Source organism: Shinella sp. WSD5-1 (assembly GCF_963942435.1).
GTDB lineage: Bacteria > Pseudomonadota > Alphaproteobacteria > Rhizobiales > Rhizobiaceae > Shinella > Shinella yambaruensis.
The window spans coordinates 738,972-758,287 of record NZ_OZ012597.1; the positions used below are offsets into that span (position 1 = coordinate 738,972).

Consider the following 19,316-nt stretch of genomic DNA (forward strand, 5'->3'; position numbering starts at 1 on the left):
GATCGCCGCCGGGACCGTTCTGGAAACCCAAGGAAAAGACAGTGAATATCGCGATCGCACCGTGCTGCTGGGGCGTCTACTGGCCCACCGGCAACGACCTCGGCTGGACCGATTACCTCGACCGCATCGTCGCGGCCGGATACCGGCATACCGAACTCGGCCCCTATGGCTACTTCTCCACCGATCCCGAGGTGCTTTCGCACGAACTGAACCGCCGTGGCCTCTCCGTGGTCGCGGCGGCCCATGTCCATACGCTGGCCGATGCCGCCACCGCGGACGCCCTCACGGAACGGACGCACCAGATCTGCACGCTGCTTTCGGCCGTCGGCGGCACGCATTTCATCCTGATGGACGAGTCGGAATTCTACCCGAAGGACCGGATGGGCATCGTCGGCGAGGACGGCTGGCGCGCCGTCGTCGAGCAGACCGTGCGTTCCGCCCGGATCGTGCGCGACCACGGCCTGCACTTCAGCTTCCACCCGCATGTCGGCACCTGCGTGGAGCATGAGGACCAGATCGAGCGACTTCTCGTGGAGACCGATCCCGGTCTCGTCGGCCTCTGCCTCGATACCGGCCACCACGCCTATTGGAAGGCCGATCCGAAGGCGTTCTTCCTGCGCCACAAGGCGCGCATCAACGCCATCCATCTCAAGAACGTCGACGGCGCCTTCCGCGAGAAGGTGCTGGCGCAGAACATCCATTGCGACCGTGCCTTCGAGGACGGCATCATGACCGATCTCGACCGCGGTGCGGTCGACATCGCCGATTTCATGCGGACGCTGCTGGCGAGCGGCTATGACGGCCCGCTGGTCGTCGAACAGGACCTTGCGCCGAACCATCCCGAGACGCCGGAGGCGATCGCCGCGCGGAACTTCGCCTTCGTCTCGGCTTTGCTTGCGGAGCGGACCGGCCGATGAAGACCATGATCCACGACACGCCCGAGGCGATCGGCGCGCATCTTTCGGCCCGCATCCTCGCGGAAATCTGCGCCGCCAATGCCGCCGGCCGGCCTTATGTGCTCGGCTGCCCGGGCGGGCGCAGCCCGATGCCGGTCTACCAGGCGCTGGAGCGCCAGCTGACCGCCGCCCCCGTAGATTGCTCCCGTCTCGTCATCGCGATGATGGACGAATACCTGTTGCCGGACGGCGATGGCCTCAGTCCGCCCGCCGCCTCCGCGCATTATTCCTGCCGCGGCTTCGGCGAGCGCGAGATCGTCGGGCGTATCAACCGGGCACTGCCGGACGCCCTGCGCATGCCCGAGACGAATTTCCGCATGCCCTCCCTCACCGATCCCGCGGCCTATGACGGCGAGCTCGCGGCCCTTGGCGGCATCGACCTGTTCCTGCTCGCGTCCGGCGCCGGCGACGGCCATATCGCCTTCAACCCGCCGGGTTCCGCCCGCAACAGCCGCACGCGCATCGTCACGCTCGCCGAGCAGACCCGGCGCGACAACCTCGCGACCTTCCCGGACTTCCGCGGGATCGAAGAGGTGCCGACCCACGGCCTCACCATCGGCATCGGCTCCATCGCCACGCTGTCGAAGGCCGTCGCGATGATCGTCTGGGGCGACGGCAAGCGCGCGGCCTTCCGCCGTCTTTCGGCCGCGACGGCCTACGATCCGTCCTGGCCGGCGACCATTCTTGCCGAATGCCGGAACGGCGAGCTCCATGCCGACGCGGCCGCCGGGGCGCGGCCATGACACGGCACGCGATCGGCATCGATGTCGGCGGCACCAAGACGAAGGCCTGCATCGTCCGGCTTTCGGACGGCGCGGTCGTCGCCGAGCGCACCGAGGCGACGCTTTGCCAGAACGGCGGCGCCGCCGTGCTCGACCTCGTCTGCGATCTCGCGGCGGCCATGCAGGATCGCGCGAACGCGCAAGACTTCGACATCGCGGCCCTCGGCATCTGCCTGCCGGAGCTCGTGACGCGGGACGGCGAGCCGGCCTCGGCCTGGAATTTCGACTGGCGCGGCCTCGATTACCGCGCCCGCCTTGGCGCCTTCGCCCCCTTGCACATCGACAGCGACGTGCGCGCCGCCGCCTTCGCCGAGGGCTGGATGGGTGCCGGCAGGGGCGTCGATCCCTTCGTCTACGCCACCATCTCCACCGGCCTTTCCCATTCGCTGGTCATCGGCGGCGCGCCCTATGAAGGCGCCCGCGGCTTCGCCATCCATTTCTCCGGCAGCGATATCGTCGCCTTCGACGGTGAGGGCCGCGCGGTGCGGCACAATCTGGAGCTCTTTGCCGGCGGCAAGGCGCTCGGCGAGCGCTACGGCGCGCTCACCGGCCGCCCCGACGCCTCGGCGCGCGCGCTGTTCGAGGCGGAGGCGACGGACCCGCGGGCGGCAGCGATGGTCGCCGATGCGCTCCTTTCGCTCGCCTCCTATCTCGGCCAGCTCGTCAACACGCTCGACCCCGCCATGCTCGTCCTCGGCGGCGGCATTGGCAGCGACCCCAAGGTGACGCCGCGGCTTGCGGCGCTGACGCGCGGCTTCATCTGGGCGGAGGGAGCGCGGGACATGCCGATCGTGCCGAGCCTCATCGGCGATACAGCCTGCGCCATCGGCGTTGCGGCGCTCGCGGCCCGGGCGAACGGCACGATCGCGGAAAAGACAATCAGCAAGATGGAACGGCCATGAGCGGTATAGATCTCATCAATGTCGTCAAACGGTTCGGCGCGCTGACGGTCATCGACGGCGTGGACCTTGCGATTGCCGAGGGCGAGTTCGTCGTCTTCGTCGGCCCTTCGGGCTGCGGCAAGTCCACGCTGCTGCGCATGATCGCGGGGCTGGAGGAGATCTCCGACGGCGAGCTGCGCATCGCCGGCAGCCGCATGAACGAGACGCCGCCGGCAAAACGCAACATCGCCATGGTCTTCCAGTCCTACGCGCTCTATCCGCACATGAATGTCGAGCGCAATCTCGGCTTCGCGCTGGAGACCGCCCGGCTTCCCGCCGCCGAAATCCGCGAGCGCGTGACGAAGGCGGCGAAATTCCTCAAGATAGACCACCTGCTCGACCGCCGTCCGGCGCAGCTTTCCGGTGGCCAGCAGCAGCGCGTCGCCATCGGCCGCGCCCTCGTGCGCCAGCAGAAGCTCTTCCTGTTCGACGAGCCGCTGTCCAACCTCGATGCGGACCTGCGCATGGAGATGCGCGTGGAGATCGCCCGCATCCACCGCGAGGTGAAGGCCACCACCGTCTACGTCACGCACGACCAGATGGAGGCGATGACGCTCGCCGACCGCATCGTCGTGCTGAAGGACGGCCGCATCGCGCAGGTCGGCACGCCCATGGAGCTCTACGAGCGCCCGGCAAACCGCTTCGTCGCGAGCTTCATCGGCTCGCCGCGCATGAACTTCCTGCCGGGCATGCTGGCGCGCGAGGGCGAAGAGAGCGTGCTGTCACATGCCGGCGGTCGCCATCGCCTCTCCGCCCAAGACTATGCGGGCGATGTCAGCCTCGGCATCCGGCCGGAAGACCTGATCCTCGGCGGGGGCGAAGCGACGCTGGAGGCCGAGGTCCTGCTCGTCGAGCCGCTGGGCGGCGAATCCCTCGTCCATCTCAATGTCGGCGACGGCCGCTCGATCGTCGCCAAGGCGCAGGGCAAGCCGGAGATCCGGCCGGGCGCCACCACGGTCGTCGGCTGGAACCACGCGCGCGCGCATCTCTTCGACAAGGACGAGCGCGCCCTCAACCCGAGGGATGCATGACATGGCGACGGGAGCGATACGCATCGGTCTCAATGCCAAGCGGGCGCGCACGGCCTGGCTGTTCCTCGCACCGAGCCTTCTCGTGCTCTTCGCCGTGGCGCTCTGGCCGCTCGGGCGGACCTTCCTCTTCTCCTTCACCGATGCCTTCCTCACCGAGCCCGACATCTACACCTATATCGGTCTCGAGAACTATTTCACGCTGTTCGAGGATCCGCTGTGGTGGCAGTCGGTCCGCAACACGCTCTATTTCACGGTCGTCTCGGTCTCTATCGAGACGGCACTGGGGCTTGCCATCGCGCTGCTGCTGAACGCCCACATGTCCGGCCGCGGTTTCATGCGCGCGGTCATTCTCATTCCCTGGTCCATTCCCGTCGTCGTCAGCGCGCGCATGTGGCAATGGATGCTGCACGACCAGTTCGGCATCCTCAACCATGTGCTGAAGCTCATGGGCGTCATCGACAACGGCATCGCCTGGACGGCCAATCCCGATCTCGTCATGCCCGTCATCATCGCCGTCGACGTCTGGATCACCACGCCCTTCATGGTGCTGCTCATCCTTGCCGGCCTGCAGATGCTGCCGAGGAGCATCTACGAGGCCGCCTCGATCGACGGCGTGTCGGAATGGCGGCAGTTCACCGCGCTCACCCTGCCGCTGCTTGCGCCCAGCATCGCCGTCGCCGTGCTTTTCCGGCTGCTCGATGCGCTGCGCATGTTCGACCTCAGCTTCGTGCTGTCCTCGAACAGCGACGACACGAAGACCGTGTCGATCTATGCCCGCGAGGTGCTGGTCAATTTCCAGGACATGGGCGTCGGCTCTGCGGCGAGCGCCGCGATCTTCCTGATGATCGCCGTGGTGACGGCGATCTACGTGACCGTCTTCCGGCTCAACCGCAAGCTCCTGGGGGTGTGACATGGTGCGCAGTGCAACGGGCAGGCGCCTTCACCGCATCGCGATCTACGGGCTCTTCGCCGTGGTCGCGCTCTACACGCTGTTTCCCTTCTACTGGATGATCGCCTCCTCGCTGAAATCCGGCCAGGCGATCTTCGACGTCACCTTCCTGCCGGACCTGAAGTTCAACAATTACGAGGCGATCCTGTCGGACGGCGTGTTCCTGCGCAGCCTCCTGAACTCCCTCATCGTCGCGGCTTCCGTCGTGGCGCTCTCGCTGGGGCTGGCGATCGCGGCGGCCTATGCGCTCGGCCGCATCGATTTCCGGGGCCGCTCGCCGATCATGTTCCTCTTCCTCGCCGTCTCGATGTTCCCGCAGATCGCGCTGCTCTCCGGCCTCTTCGAGATGATCCGCTGGCTCGGCCTCTACAACACGCTCGGCTCGCTGATCTTCGCCTACATGATCTTCACGCTGCCCTTCAACATCTGGGTGCTGACCACCTTCATGCGCAGCCTGCCGCGGCAGATCGAGGAAGCGGCGATCATGGATGGCTGCTCGCCGCTGCGCATCGTGCGCTGCATCTTCCTGCCGATGATGGGGCCGGCGCTGATCTCGACGGGCCTGCTCGCCTTCATCGCCTCGTGGAACGAGTTCCTCTTCGCGCTCACCTTCATCCTGACGGACGAGAACCGCACGGTGCCGGTCGCGATCGCCCTCATCTCCGGCTCCAGCCGCTATGAGTTCCCCTATGGCGCGATCATGGCCGCATCGACCATCGTCACCGTGCCGCTGATCGTGATGGCGCTGCTCTTCCAGAAATACATTGTCTCCGGCCTCACCGCCGGAGCGGTCAAGGGTTAGGCCCCTTGCGGGGCAGAAAGGTCTTTTCCATGCATATCGTCCGTGTCGGCCTCATCGGCCTTGGCGAGGTGAGCCAGCTCATGCACCTGCCGATCCTTGCCGATCACCGCCACCTCTTCGAGGTCGCCGGCGTCTTCGACGTCTCGCCGAGCCTCGCCGCCCATTGCGCCGGCCGCTATCCCGGAGCGCGCGCCTATGAGAGCGCCGAAGCGCTGCTCGCGGCATCCGACATCGACGCCGTCTTCATCCTGACGCCCGACCAGACGCACCGCCACTATCTCGACCTGGCGCTGAAGGCGGGCAAGGACGTCTTCCTTGAAAAGCCCGCCTGCCTGACGCTCGGCGAGATCGACGACGTCCTGCCGCTTGCCGAAAAATCCGGCCGCCTGGTCTTCGTCGCCTATATGCGGCGCTATTCGGCAACCTTCCTGAAGGCCAAGGAGATGATGCCGGCACAGGAGGCGCTGCGCTATGTGCGCGTGCGCGACCTCATCTGCGAAGGCCCGTTCTTCATCCGCCAGACGCGCAACATCTTCTATCCCGATGATCTCGACGGCGCCTTCCTCGCAAAGTCCCGCGCCGAGACCGAGGCGCTGCTGCGCGACGTCGCCGGCAAGAACGCCTCCCCCAGCCTGATGCGCGCCTACCAGGTGCTGACCGGCCTCTCCTCGCACAGCCTCTCGGCCATGCGCGAGCTGATCGGCCTGCCGCAGCGGGTCATCGCCGCCCACCACAAGCAGAACGGGGAGCAGATCGTCGCGCTTCTCGACTACGGCCATTTCACCGCGATCTACGAGGCGCTGATCGACAATGTCGCGCGCTTCGATGCCCGCATCGAGGTCTATTCCGACCGCCGCCGCCTCAGCTTCGGCTACGACACGCCTTACATCCGCAACCTGCCGACCACGCTGGAAGTCACGGACTCGACCGACACCGAGACCGAGACCCGCACCTTCGGTCCGAACTACACCGATCCCTTCGCCATCGAGCTGCGCGCCTTCCACGACCATCTGGTGAACGGCACGGCGCCGAAGACGACGCTCGACGACTCCCGCCAGGACCTCGCCCTGATGGCGCAAATCGTCGGTCGCCTGCGCGAAAGTTCGTCGCTATAGCGGGAAGACCAGCAACAGCATCGGGGTTCGACATGGCAAGACGTGGCACCGCACGGGAACGCATCCTCAGCGCCGCCGAGGAGATCGTCGTCAACGAGGGCGTCTCCTCGCTCACCTTCGACAAGGTGGCGGAGGTGACGGGGCTCTCCAAGGGCGGCATCCTCTACCACTTCGCCAGCAAGGATGCGCTGGTGCGCGCCATGGTCGAGCGCTTCGTCTATCGCTTCGAGACCGGTCTTTCCGGCATCGAGGGCGAGGACGAGGAGCCGCATGGCCGCTACACCCGCGCCTATGTGAAGGCGACGATGGGCGGGGCCGCCAGCACCGGCGACCAGTACGACCGGCTCGGCGCCAGCATCACGGCGGCGCTGTCGAACTTTCCCGACCTGCTCGAAATCGTCCACCAGCAGAACATCCGCTGCCAGGCCGCCGTCGAGACGGACGGCCTCGATCCCGTCGAAGCCACGATCATCCGCCTCGCCATCGAGGGCATGTGGATGGCCGAGGTGTTCAACGTCATGCATCTCGACCCCGCCATGAAGCAGGCCGTCATCGACCGGCTCATCGCGCGCACCCGTCCAGTGGGCGCCGCCCCCTAGCTTGCCACCATCTGAAAAGGAGTTTTCCATGGGCTACAAGCCGTCCCCCCGTCCCGTCTTCGACCGGCCGAGCCACATTCCCTATGCCGGCGTGACGCGCCATCTGTGGGGCGAGGAGAATGCCGGCCTCGTCGACGACTGGATCTATGCCTCCACGGAAAACATCCACCAGATCGTCTTCGGCATGCAGCCGGGCGGCTGCTTCAAGCACACCGATGCCTTCCGCACCATCTTCGGCGCGGACGAGCTGCTCTACGTGATCAGCGGCACGCTCGGCCTTGCCAATCCGGAAACGGGCGAGGTCTGCATCGCCAAGCCCGGCGAGGCGCTGTTCTTCCGCAAGGACACCTGGCACCACGGCTTCAACCTCGGCGAGGAGCAGGTGCGCGTGCTCGAATTCTTCGCCCCGCCGCCGGCAAAGGGCACGTCCGGCCCCTACGCCCGCACCAAGCCGCTGCTTTCGGAAAATCGCTACATCCAGGACGAATTCCTCGGCCGCTGGCCGATGGAGGCGGCGGCACAGGAGAAGTCCCGCACCATCCATCCCAAGCGCGATGCGGACATGCTCTGGAGCCTCGATGCCGAGACGCAGGGCGCCTATACCGGCTTCTACTGCGCGACAGACCAGCTGACGGTCGGCAAGACGACGGTGCTCGGCGGCAAGCGCACCCGCATCGAGCGTCACAGGGGCGACGAATGCCTCTATGTCGTCTCCGGCGTGCTCAACATCCACATCCCGGATGCCGAGGGCCAGGCCTGGTTCGAGCTCAATCCGCGCGACGGCTTCTACATCCCCACCGGCTTCGACCACCAGTATTTCAACATGTCGCACACGCCCTGCGAATTCGTCTTCGGCGTGGCGCCGGATTTTTGATTGGAAAGTGGGCTCTCGAAGACCGAGAGCCGTCAACTCGATGATAAGCATCACCCCAAGCACTCCGTCATCCTCGCGCTCGCCCCGAGGATCCACGCGGCACCCGCGGCTGTGGATGGTCGGGTCAAGCCCGACCATGGCGGAGGAGAGGTATGCGGGTTTTATCCCTGACAGGCTGCCGAAAACCGGGAGCCGGCATCCAATCAGCCTTCGAACACCATCAGCACGTCGCCGGCCTGGAGGTAGTCGCCTTCCTTCACGCGCAGCCTGAGCCGCCCAGCCTTCGGCGCGAGAACCTGCGTTTCCATCTTCATCGCCTCCATGACCGCCACGAGGTCGCCTTCCGCAACGGTGGAGCCATCGGCGATCTTGAAGGCCTGCAGCGTGCCGGAAACCGGGGCCGTTATGCCATCCTCGGCGGGCCGTCCGCCCTTGCCCGCGGCCGATGCGCTGCCCTGCCCCACCGCGCCGAGGCCGGCGAGCAGCAGGCTCGGCAGGGCGATCGACACGCGCCTGCCGTCGATTTCGAGATGGGTGCGGACCAGCGTCGGATCCTCGGCCGGCTCGGGCCGGGCCATGGCCTCGGGCATGGCGGCGAAATCGGTCTCGATCCAGCGGGTATGCACCTTGAAGCCGTCCGTGCCGATGAAATCCGCCGTATCGATGGCGGCCCGGTGGAACGGCAGGACCGTCGCGACGCCCTCTATGCGGAATTCCTTCAGCGCGCGGCGGGCGCGGCGCAGGGCCTCCTCGCGCGTCGCGCCGGTCACGATCAGCTTGGCGACCAGCGAATCGAAGACGCCGGGCACGGTGGAACCTGTAACGACGCCGCTGTCGAGGCGCACGCCCGGGCCGGAGGGCGGATCGAACACGGTGATGGCGCCGGGCGTCGGCAGGAAGCCGCGGCCGGGGTCTTCCGCATTGATGCGGAACTCGATGGAATGGCCGCGCGGTTCCGGCGTTTCCAGCACGCGCAGCGGCAGACCCTCGGCGATGCGGAACTGCTCGATGACGAGGTCTATGCCGGTCGTCTCCTCCGTGACGGGATGCTCGACCTGGAGGCGGGTGTTCACCTCCAAGAAGGAGATCGTGCCGTCGACGCCGAGCAGGAACTCCACCGTGCCGGCGCCCGAATAGCCGGCAGCCGCGCAGATGGCCTTGGCGGCGGCGTGGATCTTCTGGCGCTGCTCGTCGGAGAGGAAGGGCGCCGGGGCCTCCTCGATGAGCTTCTGGTTGCGGCGCTGGGCCGAGCAGTCGCGGGTGCCGAGCACCAGCACGTTGCCATGCTTGTCGGCAATGACCTGCGCCTCGATATGGCGCGGCCGGTCGAGGAAGCGTTCCAAGAAACATTCGCCGCGGCCGAAGGCCGCCGTCGCCTCGCGCACGGCAGATTCGTAGAGGTCCGCGACCTCCTCCATCTTCCAGGCCACCTTGAGGCCGCGCCCGCCGCCGCCATGCGCCGCCTTGATGGCGACCGGCAGGCCGTGCCGTTCCGCAAACGCGACGACCTCGGCCGCCGAGGACACCGGGCCGTCGCTGCCCGCGACCAGCGGCGCGCCGACGCCCTGCGCGATGCGCCGCGCCTCGACCTTGTCGCCGAGCGCTTCGATGACGGACGGATCGGGGCCTATCCAGATGAGGCCGGCGCCCTGCACGGCGCGCGCGAATTCGGCACGCTCGGAAAGGAAGCCGTAGCCCGGATGCACCGCATCCGCGCCGGCGCGCCTTGCGACCGCGATCAGCTTCTCGATATCGAGATAGGTTTCCACCGGGCGCACGCCGCCAAGGCCGTAGGCTTCGTCGGCGAGGCGCACGAACAGCGCGTCCGCATCAGGATCCGCATAGACGGCGACCGACTGGAGGCCGTAATCACGGCAGGCGCGCACGATGCGCACGGCGATCTCGCCACGATTGGCAATCAGCACTTTCTTCATGGCAGTCCTCCTAGCGGGTCGCGGCGATGTCGGCGAAGGGGCCGATCGGGCGGAAACGGATTTTTGCGTTGATCGGGATCTGGCCGGCAAGGTCCAGATGGTATTCGGCGACGGCGCCGATGACGGGATAGCCGCCGGTCAGCGGATGGTCGGCAAGGAAGAGCACCGGCTGGCCGCTGTGCGGCACCTGGATGGCGCCCGTCGCGGTGCCTTCGCTCGGCAGTTCCGCGCTGTCCTTGCGCTCCAGCGGCACCTCGCCGGCAAGGCGGATGCCGACGCGGCTCGATTGCGGCGTGACCTGCCAGAGCTGGCTCGTCAGCGTCTCGATGCCCTTCTGCGTGAACCAGTCCGTGCGGGGGCCGAGCACCACGTCGAGCGTCACCACGTCGCCGGCCGAGGGCAGGTCGAAGGCGGGGAGTTCATCCGGCGAGACGCTCGCAAGCCCCGCCTTGCGGCCGCTCAGCGCCAGCACCGTCCCGGCCGTGACCGGCTCGGGACCGACGACGGCCAGCGTATCGGTCGCCGCGCTGCCGAGGACCGGCGCGACATCGAAACCGCCGCGCACGGCGAGATAGGTGCGCATGCCCGCCTTCGGATGGCCGATCGTCACGACGTCGCCCGGCTCCAGCGCGATGGGCTGCAGGATCGAAAAGTCGTGGGCACGGCCGTCCGCATCACGAACCGTCACGGGACAGGCGGCGCCGGCAAGACCGATCACGGTGCGCACGTTGCTTTCGAAGGAGAAGCCGCCGAGCGTGAGTTCGAGCGCCGGCGTGTTGGCCGGATTGCCGACGATGCGGCCTGCGGCATTGAAGGCGGCGCGGTCCAGCGCGCCGGAGGCAGAAACGCCCTGCCCCGTCTGGCCGAAACGGCCGAGATCCTGGAAGACCGCCGGCATGGGCGCGGCCAGCACCTTGAACTGCGGCGCATCCGCCGCGACGACACGATCCGTCTTGACGGCCGGCTTGGGAATGCTGATCGTCCGGCCCGCGGCCTCCATGTCGAAGAAGCGCACGCGATAGCCGGGCTGGAACAGCGCGCCGGGCTCGCGGTCGATATCCCACATCCGGACCGGTGTCGTGCCGATGATCTGCCAGCCGCCGGGGCTCGCCTGCGGGTAGACGCCGCTGAAGGCGCCCGCAAGGGCGACGGAGCCGGCCGGAATGCGGGTGCGCGGGCTCTTGCGCCGCGGCACATGCAAGGCCGGATCGCCGCCGACGAGATAGCCGAAGCCGGGCGCAAAGCCGCAGAAGGCCACGGTGAATTCGCTTTCCGTATGCCGGCGCACGACCTCCTCGACGCTGAGGCCGGTCAGGTCGGCGACATCGCGCAGGTCCTCGCCGTCATAGCGCACGGGAATTTCGACCAGATGCTCCGACGGGGCGATCTTCGCCGAAAGGTCGCGGGTGCTGATCCGGGCCGAAAGATCCGCGGCCGTCACCTTTTCGGGACGGAAGCGGATCATCAGCGTGCGCGCGGCCGGCACCATCTCCTCGATGCCGTCGACGGGATCGGCCGTGAGCGCGGCGAAGAGGGCGAGCGTCTCGTCGAGATCGGCAAGCTCGACGAGGATGGTGGTCAGGCTGACGGGAAGAAAGCGCATCGAACCCTCACGCGTGATAGGCGGAATCGGGGATATCGGTGATGAACATGTGGCCCGGCGCATGGGTGATGGCGAAGGGCACGCCGGACGCCATCACGGCCGCCTGCGGGGTGACGCCGCAGGCCCAGAAGACCGGCACTTCGCCGGGCTCGATACGCACCGCATCGCCGAAATCAGGCTTCCCAAGGTCGGCGATGCCGATTTCCTCGGGCGCGCCAACGTGAACCGGCGCACCATGCACGGCCGGGAAGCGGCCGGAAATGGTGGCGGCGTCGGCGACGCGCGAGGCCGGGATCGGCCGCATGGAGACGACCATGTTCCCCTTGAGCCGGCCGGCGGGCCGGCAGGCCCTGTTGGTCAGGTACATCGGCACATTGGTCTTGTCCGTCATGTGGCGGATCTCGATGCCAGCCTCGACCATCGGCGTCTCGAAGGTGAAGGAGCAGCCGATGAGAAAGGCGACGAGATCGTCGCGCTCCGCCCAGGCGGCTGACGCGTCCGGCGTCTCCTCCGCGAGCCTGCCATCGCGCCAGATGCGGTAGAGCGGCAGGTCGGTGCGCAGGTCCGCGCCGGGCGCAAGCAGCGTCGTCGGCGAACCCGGATCGGAGACGTCGAGCACCGGGCAGGGCTTCGGGTTGCGCTGCGCATAGAGCAGGAAATCGAAGGCCCAGTCGCGCGGCAGCACGATCATGTTGGCCTGGGTGAAGCCCGGCGCGATGCCGGAGGTGGGCGCGACGAGCCCGCCTCGATAATCGGCCCGCGCCTTGCGGGCGGCCGTGGCGTCGGCATGGTCCAGGAAGGCGGTGGGGATCGTCATGGCCGCTCCTTACGACTTGTCGGCGAAGGAGCGGATGGCGATGCCTTCCGCCTCGAAGCGGCGGCGGATCCCCTCTGCGATGGCGACCGCGCCGGGACTGTCGCCGTGCACGCAGATCGACTGTGCCTCGATGCGGATCGTGCTGCCGTCGATGGCTTCGAGCGTCCCCTCGCGGGCGAGCTGCACCATGCGGTCGGCGATCGTCGCTTCGTCGTGCAGCACCGCGCCGGGCTCGCGGCGCGAGACGAGCTCGCCCTTCGGCGTATAGGCGCGGTCGGCGAAGGCCTCGGCGACGACGGCAAGGCCGGCCTTGCGGGCGAGGTCGAGGATCGGCGCATTGGCAAGGCCCATCAGGACCAGCGAGGGATCGACCGCCTTGATGCCGTCGATGACGGCCTGGCCCTGCCTGGCGTCATAGGCGATGCGATTGTAGAGCGCGCCGTGCGGCTTGACGTAGCGCACCGTCGTTCCCGCCGCGGCGGCAACGCCCTTGATCGCGCCGATCTGGTAGATCACGTCGGCGATCAGTTCCTCGGATGTTGCGTCCAGGTCGCGCCGGCCGAAGCCGACGCGGTCCGGATAGGAGACATGGGCGCCGATGACGACGCCGTTCTTCGCGGCCGCCTGCACCGTGCGGTAGATGCCGGCCGGATCGCCCGCATGGAAACCGCAGGCGATGTTGGCGGAGGAGACGACGGCGAGCATCGCCGCGTCGTCGCCCATGCGCCAGGCGCCGTAGCTTTCACCGAGATCGCTGTTGAGATCGATCGCTGCCATTGTTCCCTCCCCTTTTCCTTAGAGACCGAGCAGGCCGAAGATCGTGCCGGCCGACTTGTAGCCCATATACCATGTCAGCGCGCAGACCAGGACGCCAAGGGCGAGCAGCCAGCGCGGATAGCGATAGCCACCCATAAGGTCCTCGCGCTTCCAGGCGGCGAAGAGGAAGATGCTGAGGCCGATCGGCAGGATGAGACCGTTGAGACCGCCGACGAAGACCAGCATGGCGGCGGGCGGCGTGGTGATCAAAAGGTAGGAGACCAGCGAGATGGCGATGAAGACGACCGTCGCCATGTTGCGGGCGTGCTCGCTGATGTCCTGCTTGAAGACGGTGATGAAGGAGATCGACGTATAGGCCGCGCCGATGACGCTGGTGATGGCCGCCGCCCAGAAGATGATTCCGAAGAGGCGCAGGCCGACATCGCCGGCAGCGGCCTGGAAGGCCTGGGCGGCCGGGTTCGCCGCCTGGCTTGCGGTGTCGATGATGACGCCGCTGGCAACGACGCCGAGGATGGCGAGGAAGAGCACGTAGCGCATCAGGCCAGTCACGGCGATGCCGGTGAGCGCCGCGCGGGTGACGGCCGACAGGTGCTCCTGGCCGACCATGCCGCGGTCGAGCAGGCGGTGCGCGCCGGAATAGGTGATGTAACCGCCGACCGTGCCGCCGACGATGGTGGTGATTGTGGCGAAGTCGATCGTATCGGGCAGGACGGTCTGGAACAGCGCGTCACCCACCGGCGGGCCGGACACGAAGGCGACGTAAAGCGTCAGCACGATCATCAGGATGCCGGCGAAGACGATGAAGCGGTCGACCGCAAGGCCGGCGCGCTTCGACAGGAAGATGCCGATCGAGAACACCGCGCTGATCGCCCCGCCGATCTTCGGATCGAGGCCGAAGACCGCATTGAGGCCGAGGCCGGTGCCGCCGATATTGCCGATGTTGAAGAACAGGCCGCCGACGATGACAAGAATGGCCAGCAGATAACCCGAGCCGGGAATGGCGGCATTGGCGACATCGGAAGCGCGCATGCGCGTCAGCGTGACGATGCGCCAGATGTTCAGCTGAACGACGAAGTCGATGAGGATGGAGGCGAGGATGCCGAAGGCGAAGGCGGCGCCGAGCTTGGTGGTGAAGGTCGCCGTCTGCGTGATGAAGCCGGGGCCGATGGCGGAGGTCGCCATCAGGAAGATCGCGGCGACCAGCGCCGAACGACGGGATTTGACGGTGTGGATGCCCTGCGCGATCACGCCCGCGCCGGCAGGCGCAGCTGCATTCTGTTCCATGAGATTTCTCCGCTCTCACACACCCGCCCCTCGCGAGTGATGCATCGTCAAATGATGAACCGTCACACAAAAATGTCAATATTGTTCAACAATATTTCTATATCGTTCCTTATTATTGCCGTTTTACCAATCACATAGCACGGGATTCGCCGCACTTTTCAGCCCCATTGCTCACCCATTCGTGCTATGGCCAGCTTGGAAAGAGGGCGCCCGAGGAAACGGAATCGGGCCGGGGAGACGACGATGACGGACGACGGAGAAGGCCTGCCGCTGGCGGATCGATTGGCGCGGCGCATTCGCACGCTGCTGATCTCGGGGGAGCTTTCCCCCGGCCAGCGCCTGTCGGAAGCCGCCTTCAGCGACCGCTTCGACGTCTCGCGCAACTCGCTGCGCGAGGCCTTCCGCCTGCTCACCAAGGACGGGCTGCTGCGCCACGAGGCCAACCGCGGCGTCTTCGTCGCCGTGCCCTCCATGGCCTCGATCATCGACATCTACCGCGTGCGGCGCATGCTCGAATGCGGCTCACTGCGCCAGGCCTGGCAGCAGCACCCGGCGATCCGGGCGATGCGCGCGGCGGTGGAGATGGCGCGCGAGCGGCGTGCCGAAGGCGACTGGATCGGCGTCGGCAGCGCCAACATGATGTTCCATACCGCCGTCATCGACCTTTCCGACAGCGCGCGGCTCAACGAATTCTACGAGCGCATCTCGGCGGAACTACGCCTCTGCTTCGGGCTGCTCAACGACCCGGAGCACCTGCACTCCCCCTTCGTCGACATGAACGATGCCATCACGACGCTCGTCGAGACCAACCGGCCGCAGGAGGCCGCGGCACAGATGGAGACCTATCTCAACCTTGCCGAACGCACGATGCTGAAGGCGCTGGAGCGGGCCTCCGAACTGGCCTGACGAGATCCGGTCCACGCGACAGCAGCGCGGCGCTTCCTTGCGATTCACTTCGGTCGTCAGAATGCCCAGGGATCGACAAGTTCGACGCCGGTGCCGGTAAAGTCCCGGATGTTGCGCGTCGCAAGCCGGCCGCCGTTGACGCGGGCGATCGCGGCGATCATGCCGTCGGGTGCCGTCATCGGGCGGCCTTCCCGCACCGCCTGCCCCATGATCTCGCCATAGGCAAGGGCCGCCGCCTCCGTCAGTCCGAAGATCCGCCCGGCAAAGCGGCGGCGCCATTCGGCCAGCCCCTGTTCCAGCCGGTCTGCCCGCTCGTCCGGCCTGATCTTCCGGATGCCGAAGGCGATCTCGGCAATCGTCACCGTCGGCAACGCCAGTTCGGCGTCGAAACGCACGAGCCAGGCGAGCACGCTTTCCGATGGCGCCTTCTTCAAGGTCTCGGACACCACGTTCGTGTCGAGGAAGATCACAGGTCGAGCCCCTCGTGAGGCGTGCGATGTTCGCGGATCGCGGCTTCCAGATCGATCTCCGCGCCGAAATCGGCGGCAAGCCGCCGGTAGAAGCGGGCCGCCGGCTCGCTGCCGGTCTCCCGCACCGCATAGGCCTCCAGCGCCCGCTCGACGATATCGGCGATCGTGCGGTTTTCCCGCCGCGCGAGGCGGTGGGCGAGGTCGCGGGCGCGGGCGCTGCGGACGGAAAGCTGCGGTTCTGCCATGATGGCCTCCTTTGGCGGAAATATAGTGCCGCGCCGCCTTGCCATCAAGATGGCAAGCGATGGCAAACCATCAACTCGTTGCCAGGATCGCTTCCGCCGCCTTTTCCGCGATCATGATCACCGGCGAATTGGTGTTGCCGGAGACGATGCTCGGCATGATCGAGGCGTCGACGACGCGCAGCCGGTTCAGGCCGTGCACGGCGAGCTTCGTGTCCACCACCGCCATCGGGTCGCTGCCCATCTTGCAGGTGCCGACCGGGTGGAAGATGGTGGTGGCGATGTCGCCGGCCCGGCGGATCAGGTCCTCCTCGCTCTCGTATTCCCGGCCGGGCAGCATTTCCTGCGGGCGGAACGGCGCGATGGCCCTGGTCTGCATGAGGCTGCGGGCATGGCGGATGGATTTCGCCGCAAGCAGCCGGTCACCGGCCGTCGAGAGGTAGTTCGGGCGGATTTCCGGCGCCTCGGCAAGGTCGCGGGTCGTCACATGCACCGTGCCGCGGCTTTCCGGCCGGAGGTTGCAGACCGAGACGGTGACCGCCGGGTAGCGGTGCAAGGGCTCGCCGAGCCGATCGGTGCTGAGCGGCTGGACGTGATATTCGAGGTCGGGCGTCGCGACGGCGGGATCGCTCCTGGCGAAGATGCCGAGCTGGCTCGGCGCCATGGAGAGCGGGCCGGAGCGGGAAAACGCATATTGCAGCCCCATGCCGGCGCGGCTGAAGAGGTTGTGGTAGAGCTGGTTCAGCGTGCGCGCGCCCTCGATCCGGAAGACCGTGCGGATCTGCAGGTGGTCCTGCAGGTTCTCGCCGACGCCGTCCAGTTCATGGCGCACGGGAATGCCGAGGGCGGAAAGCAGGCCCGGCCGGCCGATGCCCGACAGTTCCAGAATTTTCGGCGAATTGATCGCGCCGGCCGACAGCACCACCTCGCGCGTGGCGCGGGCAAGACAGATGCGGCCCCGCAGGCGAAAGCGCACGCCGGTCGCCGTCCTGCCGTCGAATTCCACCCGCTCGGTCTCCGCCCCGGTCAGGATACGCAGGTTCGGCCGTTTCATCGCCGGCCGCAGGAAGGCCTTCGTGGTGTTCCAGCGCAGGCCGCCGCGCTGGTTGACCTCGAAATAGCCGGAGCCCTCGTTGTCGCCGTCGTTGAAATCGTCGGTCTTCGGAATGCCGAGTTCCTCGGCCGCATCGCGGAAGGCGTCGAGGATCGGCCAGGAGAGCCGCTGGCGCTCGACGCGCCATTCGCCGCCGGCCCCGTGCAGGGCGGATTTTCCGCGGTAATTGTCCTCCGACTTCAGGAAATAGGGCAGCACGTCGTCCCAGCCCCAGCCGGCATTGCCCGCCTGCCGCCAGCCGTCATAGTCGGCGGCCTGGCCGCGCATGTAGATCATGCCGTTGATCGACGAGCAGCCGCCGAGCACCTTTCCGCGCGGGTAGTTGAGCATACGGCCGTTGAGGCCGGCCTCCGCGGCCGTCTTCATCATCCAGTCCGTGCGCGGATTGCCCATGCAATAGAGGTAGCCGATCGGCACATGGACCCAGTGGTAGCGGTCCGAGCCGCCGGCCTCGATGAGCAGCACCCGGTTCTTCGGATCGGCCGAAAGCCGGTTCGCCAGAACGCAGCCGGCCGAGCCGGCGCCGACGACGATGAAGTCGTAGCTGCCCTCGTCCACCGGCATTTCCTCTCCATGGATGGTCACGCTGCAACTCCTGCTGCCATGTCCCGGGACGCCGTGAGCCGCCGCCACAGCGGCGTCATGGCCTCGCCGATGTCCCTGTAGAGGGCGTAGCGCCGGTCGTAATGGGCCGACAGCGCGCCGTTCGGCCTGTAGTGCCGGTCGGTCCGCACCATGGCATTGGCGCCGTCGGTGAAATCGGAAAAGAGGCCGACCCCGGTGCCCGCCGCGATCGCCGCGCCGAGCGCACCCGTCTCGCGCGAGACGGCGACGGAGACCGGCACGCCGAGCACGTCGGCGAAGATCTGCGGCCACAGCGTGCTGCGCGAGCCGCCGCCCGAAAGCACCGCCTCCTCGAAGGTCGCCCCGGCCTTGCGGATCGCCTCGACATGCTGGCGGTGGCCGAAGGCGACGCCTTCGAGCAGCGCGCGGACCAGATGCCCCTTGGTGTGCCAGCCGGCAATGCCGTAGAAGCCCGCCCGCGCATGGCCGTCCTGCTGGGCACCGTAGAGATAGGGGTGGTAGAGCGGATCGTCCGCCGCGGGGTCGACCGCCGCGGCATGCGCGCAGCACGCGTCGAAGGGCGAGATTTCCGCCGCGTGGTCGCCCTCGAAGAACTCCCGCACCAGCCATTCGAGATTGGCCGCCGAGGTGGCGCTGTTTTCCATCGCCATGTAGCGGGTCCGGTCGAAGGTCGAGGACATGAAGACGGGACCGTCGAGATCCGGGCCGTCGATGACGACCTGGTTGATGCTCCAGGTGCCGGCGATGATCGAGGCGCTGCCGGTGCGCGAGACGCCCGAACCGAGCGCCGAGGCGACGACGTCGAAGAGCCCGCCGATGACGGGCGTGCCGGCGGCAAGGCCGGTCTCTTCCGCCACCGCCGCCGTCACCCGCCCGGCAATGTCGGCGCTTTCGATGAGCGGCGGCAGGAGGTCCATGCAGTCGCCGAGGCCATAGGCCTCCATCAGCGCCCGGTCGTAGCGGCGGGCGGCAAGGTCGATGAGGCCGGCGCCGGACATGTCGGAGACCTCGCTGACGCGCTGGCCCGTCAGGCGGTTGACGACGAAATCCTTGGAGAAGAACACCGTGCCGATGCGCTGGAAGAGCTCCGGCCTGTAACGCTTCAGCCAGGCGAGCAGGGTCGGCGTCTGCGACGGCCAGGGGCGCTGGCGGGCGATCGGATAGGTCCGGTCGCCGACACCCTCGGCCAGCCACGCCTCGACGAGGCCGGTCGCCCGCGTGTCGAGCGACTGGATGCCGATGAGCGGCTCGCCCGCCCGGTCGAGCGCATAGAGCCCGTTGCCGTGGCCGGCGCAGCCGATGGCGGCGATGTCGCCGGCCGCAATGCCCGCCTTGTCGAGGCAGGTGTGGATGACGTGCCGCGCATTGGCCCAGAGTTCGCCGAGATCGCGCTCGACATGGCCGGGGCTCGGCATGCGGCTATGGCCCTCCTCGCCCGCATGCGCCAGCTCCCGGCCCGTCCGGTCGAAGATCACCGCCTTGATCACGGTGTTTCCGGCATCGAGCCCCAACAGATAATCCATCATGCTGAACCC

The 19,316-nt window shown here is 67.4% G+C and carries 19 protein-coding genes; 10 read left to right on the top strand and 9 right to left on the bottom strand.

The window, feature by feature from the left end; all coding sequences use genetic code 11:
* Window positions 1-41 precede the first annotated feature (41 nt).
* Genes AABQ55_RS26615 through AABQ55_RS26655 form a run of 9 tightly spaced genes read left to right on the top strand, consistent with a single transcriptional unit; the run spans window position 42 to window position 8,049 of the window.
* On the top strand, window positions 42-917 hold the full coding sequence (locus AABQ55_RS26615; RefSeq protein WP_272807854.1) for a sugar phosphate isomerase/epimerase family protein: 876 nt from the start codon (window positions 42-44) through the stop codon (window positions 915-917).
* Window positions 914-1,699: a 6-phosphogluconolactonase gene (locus AABQ55_RS26620; protein ID WP_272807853.1), complete on the top strand. Its 786-nt coding sequence runs from the start codon at window positions 914-916 to the stop codon at window positions 1,697-1,699. The genes AABQ55_RS26615 and AABQ55_RS26620 overlap by 4 nt, the downstream gene beginning before the upstream one ends.
* Window positions 1,696-2,640: an ROK family protein gene (locus AABQ55_RS26625; protein WP_272807852.1), complete on the top strand. Its 945-nt coding sequence runs from the start codon at window positions 1,696-1,698 to the stop codon at window positions 2,638-2,640. The genes AABQ55_RS26620 and AABQ55_RS26625 overlap by 4 nt, the downstream gene beginning before the upstream one ends.
* Window positions 2,637-3,710, top strand: a complete 1,074-nt coding sequence (locus AABQ55_RS26630) for an ABC transporter ATP-binding protein (protein ID WP_272807851.1) — start codon at window positions 2,637-2,639, stop codon at window positions 3,708-3,710. The genes AABQ55_RS26625 and AABQ55_RS26630 overlap by 4 nt, the downstream gene beginning before the upstream one ends.
* On the top strand, window positions 3,703-4,620 hold the full coding sequence (locus tag AABQ55_RS26635) for a carbohydrate ABC transporter permease (protein WP_443021174.1): 918 nt from the start codon (window positions 3,703-3,705) through the stop codon (window positions 4,618-4,620). Before AABQ55_RS26630 ends, AABQ55_RS26635 begins: the two co-directional genes overlap by 8 nt.
* A gap of 1 nt (window position 4,621) precedes the next feature.
* On the top strand, window positions 4,622-5,461 hold the full coding sequence (locus AABQ55_RS26640) for a carbohydrate ABC transporter permease (RefSeq protein WP_244766501.1): 840 nt from the start codon (window positions 4,622-4,624) through the stop codon (window positions 5,459-5,461).
* A gap of 29 nt (window positions 5,462-5,490) precedes the next feature.
* Complete coding sequence (locus AABQ55_RS26645; RefSeq protein WP_272807849.1) at window positions 5,491-6,576, top strand: Gfo/Idh/MocA family protein; 1,086 nt, start codon at window positions 5,491-5,493, stop codon at window positions 6,574-6,576.
* Between the two features lie 32 nt (window positions 6,577-6,608).
* Entirely contained in the window at window positions 6,609-7,175 is a 567-nt protein-coding gene (locus AABQ55_RS26650) for a TetR/AcrR family transcriptional regulator (protein ID WP_244766499.1), read from the top strand.
* 28 nt (window positions 7,176-7,203) lie between these two features.
* Complete coding sequence (locus tag AABQ55_RS26655; protein ID WP_272807848.1) at window positions 7,204-8,049, top strand: cupin domain-containing protein; 846 nt, start codon at window positions 7,204-7,206, stop codon at window positions 8,047-8,049.
* Between the two features lie 203 nt (window positions 8,050-8,252).
* Here AABQ55_RS26655 and AABQ55_RS26660 read toward each other — a convergent pair whose 3' ends face one another.
* Genes AABQ55_RS26660 through AABQ55_RS26680 form a run of 5 tightly spaced genes read right to left on the bottom strand, consistent with a single transcriptional unit; the run spans window position 8,253 to window position 14,464 of the window.
* On the bottom strand, window positions 8,253-9,983 hold the full coding sequence (locus AABQ55_RS26660) for an acetyl/propionyl/methylcrotonyl-CoA carboxylase subunit alpha (RefSeq protein WP_272807847.1): 1,731 nt from the start codon (window positions 9,981-9,983) through the stop codon (window positions 8,253-8,255).
* A 10-nt stretch (window positions 9,984-9,993) separates the two neighbouring features.
* Entirely contained in the window at window positions 9,994-11,586 is a 1,593-nt protein-coding gene (locus AABQ55_RS26665) for a 5-oxoprolinase subunit B/C family protein (RefSeq protein ID WP_272807846.1), read from the bottom strand.
* Between the two features lie 7 nt (window positions 11,587-11,593).
* Window positions 11,594-12,403, bottom strand: coding sequence for a putative hydro-lyase (locus AABQ55_RS26670; RefSeq protein ID WP_272807845.1), 810 nt, complete (start codon window positions 12,401-12,403; stop codon window positions 11,594-11,596).
* A 9-nt stretch (window positions 12,404-12,412) separates the two neighbouring features.
* On the bottom strand, window positions 12,413-13,180 hold the full coding sequence (locus AABQ55_RS26675; protein ID WP_272807844.1) for a LamB/YcsF family protein: 768 nt from the start codon (window positions 13,178-13,180) through the stop codon (window positions 12,413-12,415).
* 18 nt (window positions 13,181-13,198) lie between these two features.
* Window positions 13,199-14,464, bottom strand: a complete 1,266-nt coding sequence (locus AABQ55_RS26680; RefSeq protein ID WP_272807843.1) for an NRAMP family divalent metal transporter — start codon at window positions 14,462-14,464, stop codon at window positions 13,199-13,201.
* Window positions 14,465-14,707: 243 nt separating this feature from the next.
* Here AABQ55_RS26680 and AABQ55_RS26685 point away from each other — a divergent pair, with 243 nt between their 5' ends.
* Window positions 14,708-15,370 (top strand): GntR family transcriptional regulator, encoded by a 663-nt coding sequence (locus AABQ55_RS26685; protein ID WP_244766492.1) that lies wholly within the window; start codon window positions 14,708-14,710, stop codon window positions 15,368-15,370.
* Between the two features lie 56 nt (window positions 15,371-15,426).
* On the opposite strand, the gene AABQ55_RS26690 is transcribed toward AABQ55_RS26685, so the two are convergent.
* The 4 genes from AABQ55_RS26690 to AABQ55_RS26705 all read right to left on the bottom strand — a co-directional run bounded on the left by AABQ55_RS26690 (window position 15,427) and on the right by AABQ55_RS26705 (window position 19,307).
* Window positions 15,427-15,840, bottom strand: coding sequence for a type II toxin-antitoxin system VapC family toxin (locus tag AABQ55_RS26690; RefSeq protein WP_272807842.1), 414 nt, complete (start codon window positions 15,838-15,840; stop codon window positions 15,427-15,429).
* Window positions 15,837-16,085, bottom strand: coding sequence for a type II toxin-antitoxin system VapB family antitoxin (locus tag AABQ55_RS26695; protein WP_272807841.1), 249 nt, complete (start codon window positions 16,083-16,085; stop codon window positions 15,837-15,839). Before AABQ55_RS26695 ends, AABQ55_RS26690 begins: the two co-directional genes overlap by 4 nt.
* 70 nt (window positions 16,086-16,155) lie before the next feature.
* Window positions 16,156-17,760: a GMC family oxidoreductase gene (locus AABQ55_RS26700; RefSeq protein ID WP_272808147.1), complete on the bottom strand. Its 1,605-nt coding sequence runs from the start codon at window positions 17,758-17,760 to the stop codon at window positions 16,156-16,158.
* Between the two features lie 17 nt (window positions 17,761-17,777).
* Window positions 17,778-19,307 carry an FGGY-family carbohydrate kinase gene (locus AABQ55_RS26705; RefSeq protein ID WP_272807840.1) on the bottom strand — a complete coding sequence of 510 codons (1,530 nt, stop codon included), beginning with the start codon at window positions 19,305-19,307 and terminating at the stop codon, window positions 17,778-17,780.
* Between the last annotated feature and the right edge of the window lie 9 nt (window positions 19,308-19,316).